Genomic DNA, 13,745 nt, shown 5'->3' with positions numbered 1-13,745 from the left:
AACTTTTATTCCCAAGTCAAGTTAGTGTGGATGAATAGCTGACAAGCTTTGTTTAGCGATACACAGGCCTGTGTGCGACCGTTCTAGAAGCCGCTTGCAGGGTTGGATCTTAGGGGAGTAGGACCGAAATGACGGTGGCTGGGCACACAGTGAAGAATCGACCATGGGTATACGTTCTGTTGATCCTGCCGGTCTTCGTAGTGCTAGGCATTTACATGCCCTTGGCAGATCAGTTGCCGGAAGTTATTGCCACGCATTGGTCATCCACCTATCCGGATGGATTCACCCGTGCAGAGCTCTTCGTGCCAACTTGCATTGGGCTGAGCATTCTCGGGACCATCATTTCTTTAGTTTCGTTAGCTCAGCACCGCAAGCCTGCCCTGCTGCTCACGCTCATGTTTATTGGTTCCCTTCTTTCATGGACCACGGTAGGGGTCTTCATCGGTTCAGCTGTGCCGACCGCGCTGGCAGAATCACCTGAAACAGCCGTCATTGGGTACTGGATTATTCCAACGGTGGCCTGCACACTTGTAGCCTTAACTCCACTGTGGATTTGTGGGGTCTATCAGACCTATTCGAAGCAACTGCAGGATCAGCGGCAAGCTCGTATCGCGGCGGGACAAGTTCTTGCAGTGCCCCCATCGCAGGCCCCCGAAATTCTTGAAGACTCGGAATTTAGCGAAACCATGAAAGGTCCATGGTGGTTATGGGCGCTTGGGTTGATTATTGCTGTCACCGGGGTTTATGTATTCGTAGAAATGCTCGTGCAACCAGACTCAATCAATTGGACATCAGCCATCATCGGCCTGGCGACATGTTTCATCGTTACTCCGCTCGTGCTGGGATTGTGCATGATTCGAGTAACCATCACTGACCAACGAACTAGGGTGAGTTCAGCAATCTTGGGATTCCCCCTGCGCACCATCAACTTGGACGACATTCAGTCGGTGACTCATGCTGAGATCAATCCCATGGCTTGGGGCGGATGGGGATGGCGTTTCTTCCCGGGCGGATCTGCAGTGGTCTTGAGACGAGCCGAAGGATTGGCCTTTGAGCTGAAGAACTCTTCGCGATTTGCAGTTACCATTCCCAACGCCCAACGTGGCGCTGAAAAACTCAACACATTATTGTCCCAGCGCGAATCCTGAATTACGTGATGCGACTGCAATCTGAAAATTTAGTTCGCGAAAGTGCGCGTCGGGCCTATGACTACCGAACGCAAGACTAAGGAAGAGATCAGCGAAGCGGCCACAACGTGGAGAATCCCTAGCCCCGCGTAAACCAACTGCAAAGTATCCGGAATCTTTTGGATGTGCGGGTGTGGCAGGAAAAACGACAAGCCAATAATGACGGCCCAAACGATCAAGTTGGTAACCCCAAGGCTTCTAGACCAGCTGGTCTTCGGCGTCTCCTGACTCAACGGCTGAATGCGCTGCAAGATGGCACTGGCTAGCACCATCCAAAAGGCCGCCACCAGAAAACCTGCTGCGATGTCGCTGGGACGGTGCCAACCACACACCAAGGTGGCTACACCAGTGATCGTGGCAAACAGCCACGCAATGGGTTGAACTACCGGACGCAACTTCGGCGGGGAAATGACATACATGAGCCCCATAGCCGCAGCAGCGGCCGTGGTATGTCCGGAAGGAAACGAATTGCCTGTGGTCCCAAAATTGAAGTCTGGGCGGATCAAGACGCCGTGCTTCAACAACTGTGTGCTAGCCAAGGCAGCCGCGCAAGCCAAGATCGCAACAACCGCACGCAGGAAATGACGATCTCTAATCACCCTGTAAAGCAAAAAGATCGCAGCGATGACACCACAAATAACTGGAAGCAAGTCCAGGAATTGTCGTACCGGATCCAATAATTCGGTACGTGGCCACCATTGGGACCAAGCCATGAAGCCAGCCTGATCGGCCCATTGACCTGAGCGCAGAAGTACGAAGAAAAAGTACTCGACGCAGAAGAAAATCACCAACAACAATGCAGCCAACCACCAGCGAAGGTGGTGTGGGCGTGTCGTTGCTGAATGTCGAGGCATATCTCTAGCCTTACACAACTTTTAGGTCAAACGTCAGTCAATGAGACTGTAACTATGCCCACGCTCGCTAGGCTTAGACCATGAGTACTGAACTTCCACCGCTTGATGAGCTGCTAGCAAATAGCTTTGTGGTCCGCCTTCCCATGAGGGTTAAATTCAGAGGAATCACCCAGCGAGAAGCATTACTCATCAAAGGTCCAGAAGGATGGGGCGAATTCTCTGCGTTTACCGAATACGCACCTGCAGAGGCATCACGCTGGCTAGCTGCTGGGATCGAAGCGGCCTACCAGCCTTTCCCGGAACCTCGTCGTACTTCCATACCAGTTAATGCAACTCTGCCCGCGGTGCCTGCAAACCAGGTGGGGACGGTGCTGGAGAAATACGATGCGCCACACACCATTAAGATCAAAGTCGCCGAGCAAGGCCAAAGCTTCGATGATGACATGGCTCGTGTTGCCGAAGCCCGACGTTTATACCCACAGGCAGCATTACGCGTAGATGCCAACATGGGTTGGGACGTTGATCAAGCGGTGGAAGCCTTAAAGGCCCTGAGCGAATTTGATCTGCAATACGCTGAACAGCCTGTGCCCGGAATAACCGGCCTTGCCCAGGTGCGAGAGAAATTGCGCAACGCCGGAGTTGACCTGAGGATTGCTGCTGATGAGGCGGTGCGCAAACACACGGACCCCTTGGAAGTCTCCCGACTTGGTGCCGCTGACCTCATGGTGATCAAAGCCCAACCACTGGGGGGAATCCAAGCCGTCCTCGACATCGCTGAGCAAGCAGAACTCGATGTAGTGGTCTCAAGCGCCTTGGACACCTCTGTTGGGCTGGCCCAGGCCGCTGCGTTGGCCAGCGCACTTCCAGATCTGCCTTTCGCTTGTGGGCTATCTACGGGGACGCTCTTTGCTGATGATGTTTCACACGAGCCCTTGCTGGCTACAGCAGGTTTTCTTGCCGTACGACGTGTTGATGCTGATCTTGAAAAACTAGCGCGGCTATCGCCAGAGCAACAGCGCGTTGACTGGTGGCGACACCGAGTTGAGGAATGTTATCAATACCTAGTCAGGGTCTAGTTTCTACCATCGATCTATTTCCCTGCAGTTAACTTTGGTGTTGCAATTTGCACACTTAGGGGTGAAAACCTCGTATGGCGTCGTTCCCCTGACAGCGAGCCCTAACTGAGGAAGTGATGGATCATGAATCCGACCCGTACCCTTTTGCCAATGCTAGGCCACACCCGAGGCGGACGTTCCGCAGCTACCTGCCACTTCAAGTGTGGAGATGCCTGCGTTAAGCCGGATTGCAACACCTCAAACAACAGTTACTTCAAAGACGTTGCAGACAAAGCCCTTTCCCGCCGCAGCATGCTCGGCCTTGGCGCCGTCGGTGCTTCCGCATTGGTTGTCGGACCGCAGTTCTTCGGTGCCCCCGACGCTAGCGCTGTAGCACTCGTACCAACCAAGAACGGCAATAACGCCGGTGGTCACCTGTCCTTCGACGCCATTGAGCCGGTGTCGCGTTCAGTAGATGACCTCACCGTTCCTGAAGGCTACGACTGGAATGCCATCATCCGCTGGGGTGATCCACTATTCAAGAACACTGCAAAGTTTGATGCGACCAAGCAGAGTGCGCGCAAGCAGGCCGAACAGTTCGGTTATAACTGCGATTACTTGGACATCATCGTTGACAAGTACTCGGGCCGTACCGGTGTGCTGGTAGCAAACCATGAATACACCAACGAAGACATGATGTTTGACGCTGACTGGTTCGAAGCGAACAAAGACGAAGCCCGTCGCATCGCCATGAATGCTCATGGTTTCAGTGTCGTCGAGGTCAAGCGCAAAAAGAAAGACAAGAAGTGGACCTACGTCCAGGGCGGCGAGCGTAACCGCCGTATCACCGCGCAGACTGAATTCACTGTTGACGGACCAGCAGCCGGAAGTGACCTGCTCAAGACTGTCGCTGATCCAACCGGCACCAAGGTCCTAGGCACCTTGAACAACTGCTCCGGTGGCACCACCCCATGGGGAACCATCCTCTCCGGTGAAGAAAACATCGACCAGTACTTCAGCGGTAAGGGCACCGCTGAAGAAGCTCGCTACGGCATCGCTACCGGCGCCACTGAGCGCGGTTGGGAAGACACTGACCCGCGCTTCGGTTTGAGCAACGAAGGCTACGAAAACGAAGTCAACCGTTTTGGCTGGGTTATCGAAATCGACCCACAGGATCCAAAGTCAACCCCGGTCAAGCACACCAACCTGGGCCGCTTTAAGCACGAAGGCGCCAACGTGCGCATCGCCAAAAATGGCAAGGCCGTAGCCTACTCCGGTGACGACTCACGCTTTGAGTACCTGTACAAGTTCATTTCCAAGAACACCTACTCCAAGCATGACCGTAAGAAGAACATGAAGCTGCTCTCTGAGGGTGACCTCTACGTCGCTAAGTTCGCCGGCAACTCGCCTGAAAGCGAAATTGACGGTAGCGGTAAGGTTCCATCCGACGGTGCGTTCGACGGTACCGGCACCTGGTTGCCACTGCTCAAGGGCGGTGCCTCCATGGTTGAGGGCATGAGCGTTGAAGAAGTTCTGGTCTACACCCGTCTGGCAGCCGACAAGGTTGGCGCCACCAAGATGGACCGCCCAGAAGATGTTGAGCCAAGCCCAATCTCCGGCAAGCTCTACGTGGCACTGACCAATAACTCAGATCGCGGCAAGGCTGGCAAGGAAGGCGCCACCGAGACCAACCCACGTATCGCTAACCGCGATGGCCACATCGTTGAGCTGACCGAAGCAGGAAACGACGCCACCAGCACCAAGTTCACTTGGAACATCTTGTTGGTTGCCGGCGATCCAAAGGTCAACGGGTCCACCTACTTCTCGGGTTACCCAACTGATAAGGTTTCGCCCATTTCTTGCCCAGATAACTTGGCATTCGACTCCAAGGGCAACCTGTGGATCTCCACCGACGGTGCCCCAAGCACCATCGGTTACTCGGATGCTTTGCACAAGGTCACCCTGACCGGCAAGAACCGCGGCCGTGTAGAACAGTTCCTCGCTGTCCCAACCGGCGCAGAAACCTGTGGCCCGCTGGTGCATGACAAGGACAATTCGGTATTTGTCGCCGTTCAGCACCCAGGCGAAGGTGGAACCTTCGCTGCTCCTACCTCGTTGTTCCCAGATTTCTTGAAGAACCCGGAAGCAGCTTCGGCTGGCCAGTTCTACGGCCCGCGTCCAACGGTAGTTCAGGTCTTCAAAGAAGACTCGAACTCAGGTAAGGGCAACGGAAACGGTAAGGGTAACGGAAAGGGCAATGGTAAAGGCAACAACAAGTAGCCTTTAGCTCTTTGGCCACTAAGGCGCCGGTGTTATCAGGTAACTGATGACACCGGCGCCTTAGTGCATCACCATACGTTCTGAAACAACCTCAAGGCATAGACTGGGAGAACTGCCTTAACTTAGGATTCGAAGGAGCCACACCGCGTGGGATCGCAACCAGTAGATCAACAACTTGCTATCACCACCGCACGACAGGTGCTCGGCACGCTGATCCAAGCTGGTATTCAAGATTTGGTGATTTCTCCTGGCTCTCGCAGCGCCCCAATAGCCTATGCAGCAGCTGAAGCCGAATTCGCTGGGTTGCTTCGCATCCACGTGCGCATCGATGAACGCTCGGCAGCATTTATGGCTTTGGGCCTTGCCCAGAGCACCCGGCGACCCGTCATCGTCGCGGCCACCAGTGGAACAGCCATTGGCCAGATGCTTCCTGCTGTGATGGAAGCAAACCATACAGCCACACCATTACTTGTGGTTTCTGCGGACCGGCCTGATGAGCTTCACGGGACCGGAGCTAGCCAGAGCACCAAACAGAAAACGCTGTTTGGTGAACATGTTCGCGTGGCGCTCAACGTTTCAGCCGGGGCTGAGCCCATCGAAGCCATTAAACAAGCACTGCTTAACCTGCAGGGCACCCAGCTGGTTCCAGCAGGTCCAGTCCAGCTCAATGTACAGTTCCGGGATCCTTTGATTCCGGCAGACAGCGAGAGTATCAAGCATCAATTTTGGACTGAGATTCGGCCAGGCGTATGGCCTGATACCGTCCATGCTCAGAGTGCTTCTGACGAGGTTCAAGCTGAAAACTTGCCACGACGACGCACGGTCGTCGTGGCTGGGCACGAGGCCGGGGCGCAAGCCCAAATATTTGCCCGTCAATTGGGGCTGCCATTGTTCGCTGAGCCATCGTCTAACGCACGCTACTCAGAACACGCGATCGCTCACTATCGGCCACTGATTTCGGTGGGTCTGGAGCGTATCGAACGGGTAGTGCTATTTGGGCGTCCCACCCTCAGCCGCCCTGTCGCTAAACTCTTGGCTGATCCCCGGATCGAATCGGCGATCTGGCAACCTGGGCCTGTGGCTTGGTATGAAGCAGGGCGTAGATCCGAGACTCCCATCGGTAAGTGGCAGGAGCTTCGAGAGTTTGCTGGTACTGCTCCTCAGGGATGGCTAGCGGCCTGGCAAGAACTAGACTCTCAGGCACAGCGCATTCGCAGCAGCCGGGAAAATGAATCCAGTATTAATGGGTTGGATGTTGCGCAAGCGATATGGGAGCAACAGCCCAATGTTTTGCTGTTGGGCTCCTCGAATATCGTTCGAGATTTTGACCTTGCCGCCACACCAGCTGGGGACCATGAAGGCACAGTGTTTGCTAACCGTGGCTTAGCTGGTATCGACGGCACCATCTCCACCGCATTAGGCCTGGCCGTTGGAAGCCAGCAACGAACGGTGGCGGTGATGGGAGACATTACTTTCGCACATGATGCTAGTGCACTGTCGTGGACGCCGGGGGAGTCGCAACCTGAACTGGATGTCGTGGTGTACAACGACGCGGGTGGCGCGATTTTCTCCACCTTGGAACACGGGGCCGTAGATGATTCCGGGCGGTACGCCGATGCAGTGGAGCGTTTGTTCGCAACACCTCAAAAGTTTGATATTCAGTACTTGGCCAAGGCTTATGGATGGCAGTATGAACGGGCCACGACGAAGTCAGACCTAAAAAATATTCTGGAACACACCGGAGATACAAAGTTACGTTTGATCGAAGTCGTTGCCTCTAGAGAAAACCTACGTGCCGATAACCAGAACCTGAACCAGTCGATTGGGCAGCTTTCGTGGCCAGGCGCAGGCGGGTAAAAAGATCTTAAAATGACGCATCCCTTGCACTGAGAACCTCCTGTTTCTTAGTGCAAGGGATGCGGTTTATTGACAATGACTAGATGTCCACGTGAGTCGGATCCAAGACTCGACGCAAGAAGTCCTGAGTACGCGGCTGTTGAGGATTACCGATAACTTCAGCGGCCTTTCCTTCTTCCACCACGACGCCACCGTCCATGAAGATCACACGATCAGCGACTTCCTTGGCGAAAGCCATTTCGTGAGTCACAACCAACATGGTCATACCAGCCTGAGCCAGGCTCTTCATAATGGCGAGAACTTCACCAACGGTCTCAGGATCCAGCGCACTCGTTGGCTCGTCAAAGAGCATCAAGGTTGGTTCCATAGACAACGCGCGGGCAATGGCCACACGCTGCTGCTGACCACCAGAGAGCTGATCAGGGTAGCGCTCGCTGAAATCGTCCAAACCAACACGATCCAAATGGCCCTTCGCGACCTTTTGAGCATCTACCTTTTTGCGCTTAAGCACTTTGATTGGCGCCACGGTGCAGTTTTCCAACACAGTCAGGTGTGGGAAAAGATTGAACTGTTGGAACACCATTCCAACCTTTTGGCGCATCTGATCCAGATTAACTTCAGGGTCAGTGGCGTTAAAACCGCCGACTAGGATGGTTCCGCCGTTGGGCTTCTCCAACAGATTCACGCAACGCAGGAGAGTGGATTTTCCTGATCCCGAAGGACCGATAAGGCAGACAACTTCGCCTGGCTTGACGTTCAAGTCAATGCCTTTGAGCACCTCGTTATCCCCGTAGGACTTTCGCAGGCCGGAAATCTCCACGCCAGCGGCATGGACTGAAAGTGCATTAGTGTCATTCGACATTCTCAAGTCCTAACTATCGCTTGGTCTTCGCAGCGCGGGATTCAAACTTACGGGCTACCAAACTCAGCGGAATGGTGATCACCAGGTAGAACAGGCCGGCCACTACCAGTGGGGTGATACCTGCGTCCAGTTGAGTGATGCCATCTCGACCGAATTTGGTCATCTCGTACTGGGCCATCGTCGCACCGAGGATGAACGCCAAAGAAGTGTCCTTGGTGAGTAAAATGATTTCGTTAGTCATCGGAGGAAGCACGATTTTGAAGGCCTGCGGGATAACGATGGTGACCATCGCGCGCCATGCTGGCATGCCCAGAGAGCGCGCAGCTTCTGTCTGTCCTTTAGGAACTGCCTGCAAACCAGCACGCAGTGTTTCGGCGATATAGGCTGCTGAAACCAAGCCCAAGGCAAACATGACGTTGACTGGCTGTGGCCACTGCGTGCCGAAAGCCTGTGGAAGTCCCACACCAAACGCTAACAGCACCAAGATGGCGGGGATGCCACGGAAGAACTCAACGAATGCGGTGGCAAACCATCGATATGGCGCGAATGAGGCCATCTTCATCAGGGCTAGGATCAGACCTAGCACCAAGCCAAAGGCGAAAGCAATAATGGTGTAGAAGACGGTGTTTTTCAGGCCCACCAGAATCATGTCTGGGAACATCGGGCCCAGTTTGTCGAAGGAGAAGAAAGCATAAGAAGCTTTGTCCCAATCAACGAGTGCAATTACAGCGATGATGATGGCAAAGAAGAGCACAATCTGCACGATTTTGCTCGTACGGGCACGCTGACTAGTAGTCATTGCCATGGGTTATGTACCTCTCGTAAAGGTAGCGAGGGTCCGTGTAGCGACGAATTTTGATGGCATTCGTTGCGTGGCGAACCCTCGCCTGATAGATCAGTGCGTGTTCAGCTCAGAATTACTTCTCGCCGAACCACTTCACGGTCAGTTCTTCCATGGTTCCGGCATCGGTCAGACGCTTGAGGGTGCCGTTGACCAAGTCCAAGGTCTCTGCTTTGTCCTTGGGGACCGCAACTCCAAGCTGCTCGCCCGTCTTGAAGTTCGCAACAGCCTTGTAATCAGGCTTGTCCTTCACTGCATAGCCGAGGACTGACTGGTTGCCCAGTACCGCGTCAACCTGGTTTGCGAGTAAGGCTTGGGTCTGCAGACCAGCGTCTTCGAAACCTACGAGGTTTTCCAGACCATTTTCTTTGCCGTATTTTTCGCCGGTGGTTGCCTGCTGAACGCCAACCTTCTTATCCTTGGCCGTTTCCAAATCGGTAATGCCAGAATCGTTTCGTGCGATCAAGACTAGGTCGTCATCCATATACGGAGTGGAGAAATTCATCTTGGCTTTACGTGCGTCAGTGATAGAGATCGATGAGATCGCAATATCGCATCTGGTATTGAACAGGCCAGATTCAATGGAATCAAAGCTGTCGTCGAGGACATCCAAGTCTAGCTTTGCGTCCTTGGCGATTTCCGCGGCGATGTCCATATCGAAGCCGACAATTTTGTCGCCTTCTTTGAATTCGAATGGTTCGTAGGGGATATCCGAGCAAACGGTCAGCTTGCCCTTATTCAGCTCGAAGGATGAGTCACTCGACTCGGAGCTGGAGCTGCTGTCGGAACCGCAAGCGGTCATGGCCAATAGTGCTACGGAGCTGAGCGCGATGGCAGCTACGAACTTATTCTTGGGGCTACGCATAGGATCAAGAACCTACTTTCGGGTTAATGCGAGTGGATCACTACGATGCCCCCATCATAACCGCGCTAACACCAGCATGAGACACAGTTCACACAAGTGTCATCGAGGGTAAGAAAAATTTACGCTCGTGAAACATCCACCCGACACATAACCCCGGACAAGTTGCCGAAAGTACTACTCGGCTCCGAGAGCCTGACGCATCGGACGCATTTTGGCCCAAGACTCGGCCAGCTCATCTTCAGGGACTGAACCCGGAACGATGCCGCAACCCGCGTAGAGACGCATGAGCTTCTCATCTTCCAAGATTCCACCACGCAGTGCGATGCCGAATTCTCCATCGCCCCTGCTATCCACCCAACCGACGGGGCCAGCGTAGGGGCCACGATCCATGCCTTCTAATTCGCGCAAAAGCACACCGGCTTTTTTGGTTGGAGTACCACATACTGCTGCCGTCGGATGAAAAATCTCGGCAACATCCAACGCAGAAGGCAGGGCACCTGTGGCATCCGCCCGCAATTGAGCCCGGACATCACTGGCCAAATGCCACACATTAGGCAACTGCAAAATGAAGGGCTCTTCTGGTGCGCTCATGCCGTGGGAAATTGGATTCAATGAATCTGTCAACGAATCAATGGCCAGCTGGTGTTCATTGCGTTGCTTAGGATCTTCGAAGAGATGATGCTGTGCAAAGTCTGGCTCATCGGCACCCTGCGATGCCCTGTCCAAAGTTCCAGCCAATACCCTGGCTTCGGCCAAACCATCGGTGACCCGTACCAACATCTCAGGGGTTGCTCCGACCAAACCGTCAACGCTGTAGGTCCAACAATTGCCATAGCGTTCGGTGAGGGCATGCACGATCTTGGACAGATCAATAGGGGTACTGCTGTGGGCGAGGACATCGCGGGCCAAGACCAACTTGGAAATTCCACGCTCATCAAAATGACCCAACGCCTTCTTGACTGCTTGGACATAGGAACCGGCAGTCAGCTGCCCACTGGTTAACTTGATACTCCCCGCCGAGCCTTCAGCAGTGGCTGCATCTGCCATGGCTTTATTCGCTCGGTTTAATGCCTGCTCGAAAGTGACCCCGTTTAGTTCCTCCGCGGTACCCGTCAGAGTAATCCAGGCTGTGTGTTCATCACGTCCAATAACAACCTGCGGAATGATCATGCGAGATTCAAAGACGCTAGTAAAGGAGAAGGCGAATGATCCAAAGCTGACCAAACCAGTGCCTGGACGGTTCAACGGATCAGTGATCTGAGCGTTCTTGATGAGCTGAGCAAACCACGCACGAGCTCGCGCAAAACGCTCTTCACCATGGGTGTGTAGACGTGCTGCAGTGCCGAATCCAACCAAGCCGTGACCGTTGCGGGTCCACACGAGGCTTCGGTGACGCAATGAGTCGTCAAGCAATGTTGGCGGAGCATCAACATATTCAAAGGTGATGCTGGTGAGGCTAGGAGCCGACGGCTGATGAGCGCTGGCGCTAAGAACGGGCGAATCTGCAGACATGATAAGGCTAAGCCTACCGCGCGATGCCGGGGAAAATGCCCTGCAGGTGTCCCCAGTCACGCATGTGAGATGTGGCGGGTCTGGTGATAAGTACTGGCTCAAGCCGGTAAACTCTAGAACGAACTGCTAGGTCTCTAGCCGCAAGGCCTTCGTGTCTTGTGCCGTGCCAGCAACCAGTGGTGGACCGCATCGGATAGAGTGAAGAGATGTTTGTCTGCATGATGCAGACATTAATGTCTTCGCATACCGCGAGGGCCACCCCGATGAAAGATAAGTAAGCCGTAGAACAGTGACTGATTCGAAGAGCAACTGGACCGCAGCCGGACACGAAGTGTCTGACTCGATTGAGCTGAATCCTGAAACCGCTGCATTAGCTGCGGCTATCAATCTTCCCTCGGGCTTTGCGCTGCTTGCCGAGGACCCGGACTTTGGTCCGGCGATTTCCATGGGCATGGCGAAGGTTGAGAAGCTGCTGCGCGATGCGCTGGCCAATTCCGATCCATTGATTGATGCTTCCAGCCGACATCTTGTCGAAGCTGGTGGCAAACGTGTTCGCCCACTGCTGGTGCTACTGACTTCTCTGCTCGGTCACGGCGTGAGCGATGAAGTGATCAAGGCTGCAGCCATCGTGGAACTCACGCACCTTGCAACTTTGTACCACGATGACGTTATGGACTCCGCTCCACTGCGTCGTGGCGCACCAACCGCTCACGAAGTCTGGGGCAACTCAGTGGCCATTTTGGCTGGTGACCTGATCTTTGCCCGTGCTTCGGTATACGGTGCAGACCTTGGTCCGGAAGCCGTGATGTGGCAGTCGCGTACCTTTGAACGCCTGTGCCTGGGACAACTGCACGAATCCATTGGACCGCGTGAAGGCGACGATGAGATCGAGCACCACTTGCAGGTCATTAGCGACAAGACCGCATCCCTGCTCTCCACCTCCGGTGCCTTCGGTGCCCGCTTCGGTGGCGCACCAGAATACATCGACGTGCTGCGTGAGTACGGTGAAAAGGTTGGCGTGGCCTTCCAAGTGGCCGATGACGTGATTGACCTTGCCTCGGAAAAGGCTGACTCGGGCAAGACCCCGGGCACTGATTTGCGTGAAGGCGTCCCAACCCTACCGATCTTGCTACTGCGTCAGGCTGCTGCCAACGGCGATGAGCAAGCTGCCGGGGCCGTTGCATTGGTTGACGCTGATCTTTCCACCGATGAAGCGCTAGCCCAGGCCGTAGAAGCTGTTCGTGGGCACTCTGCTGTGCACGATGCGTGGAAGGTCGCACGCCAGTGGGCAGACGACGCGATCCAATCGCTAGCTCCGTTGCCGGAAGGCACCGTGAAGCAAGCCTTGATTTCCTTCGCTGACGCCGTGGTCACCCGCGACGCCTAGAAGAAGCATCAAAGAAATATCCAAAAAGGGCAATGTGCGAAGACTTCAATAGAAGTCTTCGCACATTGCCCTTTTACGTTGCTACGAAGCTATTAACGCACCAGGTCTGAAGCCTGAAGTGGTTCTGGGTGCTCGGGGGAGAACAGTGCACGGCGTAGCTCTTGCGCCTTCCGCGCCCGGTCCTCAACAGAAACCCGATGACGTAACTGTTGATACAACTGGTCATCGTGATAGCGGGGGAACACGTGCTGATGGTAATGCCATACATGCTGATTTCCCGCAGGCTCATTATGCTGTCGTGTGCTGGTGCCTTCCGGGTTCCACGCTAGCTTCATGGCCAGGGCCACCCGTTTGGTTTCTTTCATGATCGCTGCCCCGGTGGCATCATCAAGATCATAGAGTGCTTCCAAATGAGCAGTGGGGATAATCATCGCATGCCCACCGTAGTTTCCAAACCCATCGCAGGCCATAATCGCTGCCACCAGTTCAGTCTGATAAATCAGATCAGTGGGCGCGCAAAGATTATCCTGACTAAACGGCAGACCTTGGACCAGTTCACAAAACGGGCATTGGTAATCTGCCGGCTGATGGGAGCGGTGAAGCACTAGTCCTCCAGTTCGGCTGCCAATTCGTCAAAGACCCACGCGAACATGTCCAGCGTGAACTCGCTAAACGTGCCTTCTTCGCTGGTCCAAGTGCCCTTGGCATTATTGCGGCGGTAAACGATGGGATCAGGAACATCCACTTGCGAGGCCTTGAAAGCCCAGACGAATTTTTCTTCTTCGTCCTCTAGGAACAGTAGGTGTCCGTCTTCGATTTCCAGCTCTTCGGGATCAAAGAAGTAGTGGTAGGCCTCCATGAAATCTTCATTGTTGCCTAGCGCAAGGTAGAACTCTTCGAGTACGAAGGGAATGGATACTTTGGACTGGGCTAAGGCTTCACGCAGTTCTTCACTGTTTAACCCGTCGGCTTCATTCCACTGGTCATCCAAGTACTTGGGGACCAAGGAACGGAACTTCTCTAGAAACATGTCAGCCATAGGTTA

At 54.3% G+C, this 13,745-nt stretch carries 12 protein-coding genes; 5 read left to right on the top strand and 7 right to left on the bottom strand.

Features of this window, described 5'->3' with window-relative positions; translation table 11 throughout:
- Positions 1 to 149 precede the first annotated feature (149 nt).
- Positions 150 to 1,148 carry a hypothetical protein gene (locus QMQ05_RS12005; protein WP_345470298.1) on the top strand — a complete coding sequence of 333 codons (999 nt, stop codon included), beginning with the start codon at positions 150 to 152 and terminating at the stop codon, positions 1,146 to 1,148.
- A 29-nt stretch (positions 1,149 to 1,177) separates the two neighbouring features.
- Here the strand turns inward: QMQ05_RS12005 and QMQ05_RS12000 are convergent, their stop codons facing one another.
- Positions 1,178 to 2,041 (bottom strand): phosphatase PAP2 family protein, encoded by an 864-nt coding sequence (locus tag QMQ05_RS12000; protein WP_345470296.1) that lies wholly within the window; start codon positions 2,039 to 2,041, stop codon positions 1,178 to 1,180.
- Between the two features lie 80 nt (positions 2,042 to 2,121).
- Between QMQ05_RS12000 and QMQ05_RS11995 the strand changes: the two genes are divergently transcribed.
- The 3 genes from QMQ05_RS11995 (at position 2,122) to menD (ending at position 7,233) form a co-directional block, all read left to right on the top strand.
- On the top strand, positions 2,122 to 3,117 hold the full coding sequence (locus QMQ05_RS11995) for an o-succinylbenzoate synthase (protein WP_345470295.1): 996 nt from the start codon (positions 2,122 to 2,124) through the stop codon (positions 3,115 to 3,117).
- Between the two features lie 123 nt (positions 3,118 to 3,240).
- Entirely contained in the window at positions 3,241 to 5,376 is a 2,136-nt protein-coding gene (locus tag QMQ05_RS11990; protein WP_345470293.1) for a PhoX family protein, read from the top strand.
- A 147-nt stretch (positions 5,377 to 5,523) separates the two neighbouring features.
- On the top strand, positions 5,524 to 7,233 hold the full coding sequence (menD, locus tag QMQ05_RS11985) for a 2-succinyl-5-enolpyruvyl-6-hydroxy-3-cyclohexene-1-carboxylic-acid synthase (RefSeq protein ID WP_345470291.1): 1,710 nt from the start codon (positions 5,524 to 5,526) through the stop codon (positions 7,231 to 7,233).
- Between the two features lie 79 nt (positions 7,234 to 7,312).
- Here menD and QMQ05_RS11980 read toward each other — a convergent pair whose 3' ends face one another.
- From QMQ05_RS11980 to QMQ05_RS11965, 4 genes are all read right to left on the bottom strand, one after another.
- Positions 7,313 to 8,095, bottom strand: a complete 783-nt coding sequence (locus QMQ05_RS11980) for an amino acid ABC transporter ATP-binding protein (RefSeq protein WP_345470289.1) — start codon at positions 8,093 to 8,095, stop codon at positions 7,313 to 7,315.
- Between the two features lie 13 nt (positions 8,096 to 8,108).
- On the bottom strand, positions 8,109 to 8,900 hold the full coding sequence (locus QMQ05_RS11975) for an amino acid ABC transporter permease (protein ID WP_334122663.1): 792 nt from the start codon (positions 8,898 to 8,900) through the stop codon (positions 8,109 to 8,111).
- A 112-nt stretch (positions 8,901 to 9,012) separates the two neighbouring features.
- Complete coding sequence (locus QMQ05_RS11970; RefSeq protein ID WP_345470286.1) at positions 9,013 to 9,801, bottom strand: ABC transporter substrate-binding protein; 789 nt, start codon at positions 9,799 to 9,801, stop codon at positions 9,013 to 9,015.
- A gap of 174 nt (positions 9,802 to 9,975) precedes the next feature.
- A complete protein-coding gene (locus QMQ05_RS11965; protein ID WP_345470284.1) occupies positions 9,976 to 11,313 on the bottom strand; it encodes an isochorismate synthase in 1,338 nt (445 codons plus the stop codon).
- 289 nt (positions 11,314 to 11,602) lie between these two features.
- On the opposite strand from QMQ05_RS11965, the gene QMQ05_RS11960 reads away from it, so the two are divergent.
- Entirely contained in the window at positions 11,603 to 12,700 is a 1,098-nt protein-coding gene (locus QMQ05_RS11960) for a polyprenyl synthetase family protein (protein WP_345470282.1), read from the top strand.
- 92 nt (positions 12,701 to 12,792) lie between these two features.
- On the opposite strand, the gene QMQ05_RS11955 is transcribed toward QMQ05_RS11960, so the two are convergent.
- Positions 12,793 to 13,182, bottom strand: a complete 390-nt coding sequence (locus QMQ05_RS11955) for an HIT family protein (protein WP_345470280.1) — start codon at positions 13,180 to 13,182, stop codon at positions 12,793 to 12,795.
- Between the two features lie 122 nt (positions 13,183 to 13,304).
- Positions 13,305 to 13,739: a hypothetical protein gene (locus QMQ05_RS11950; RefSeq protein ID WP_334122668.1), complete on the bottom strand. Its 435-nt coding sequence runs from the start codon at positions 13,737 to 13,739 to the stop codon at positions 13,305 to 13,307.
- Positions 13,740 to 13,745 lie beyond the last annotated feature (6 nt).

It is taken from the genome of Glutamicibacter sp. B1 (genome assembly GCF_039602135.1).
In the GTDB taxonomy this organism is placed as follows: domain Bacteria; phylum Actinomycetota; class Actinomycetes; order Actinomycetales; family Micrococcaceae; genus Glutamicibacter; species Glutamicibacter ectropisis.
The sequence above is the reverse complement of the archived record's forward strand: the minus strand, read 5'-3'. Positions and strand labels throughout refer to the sequence as shown.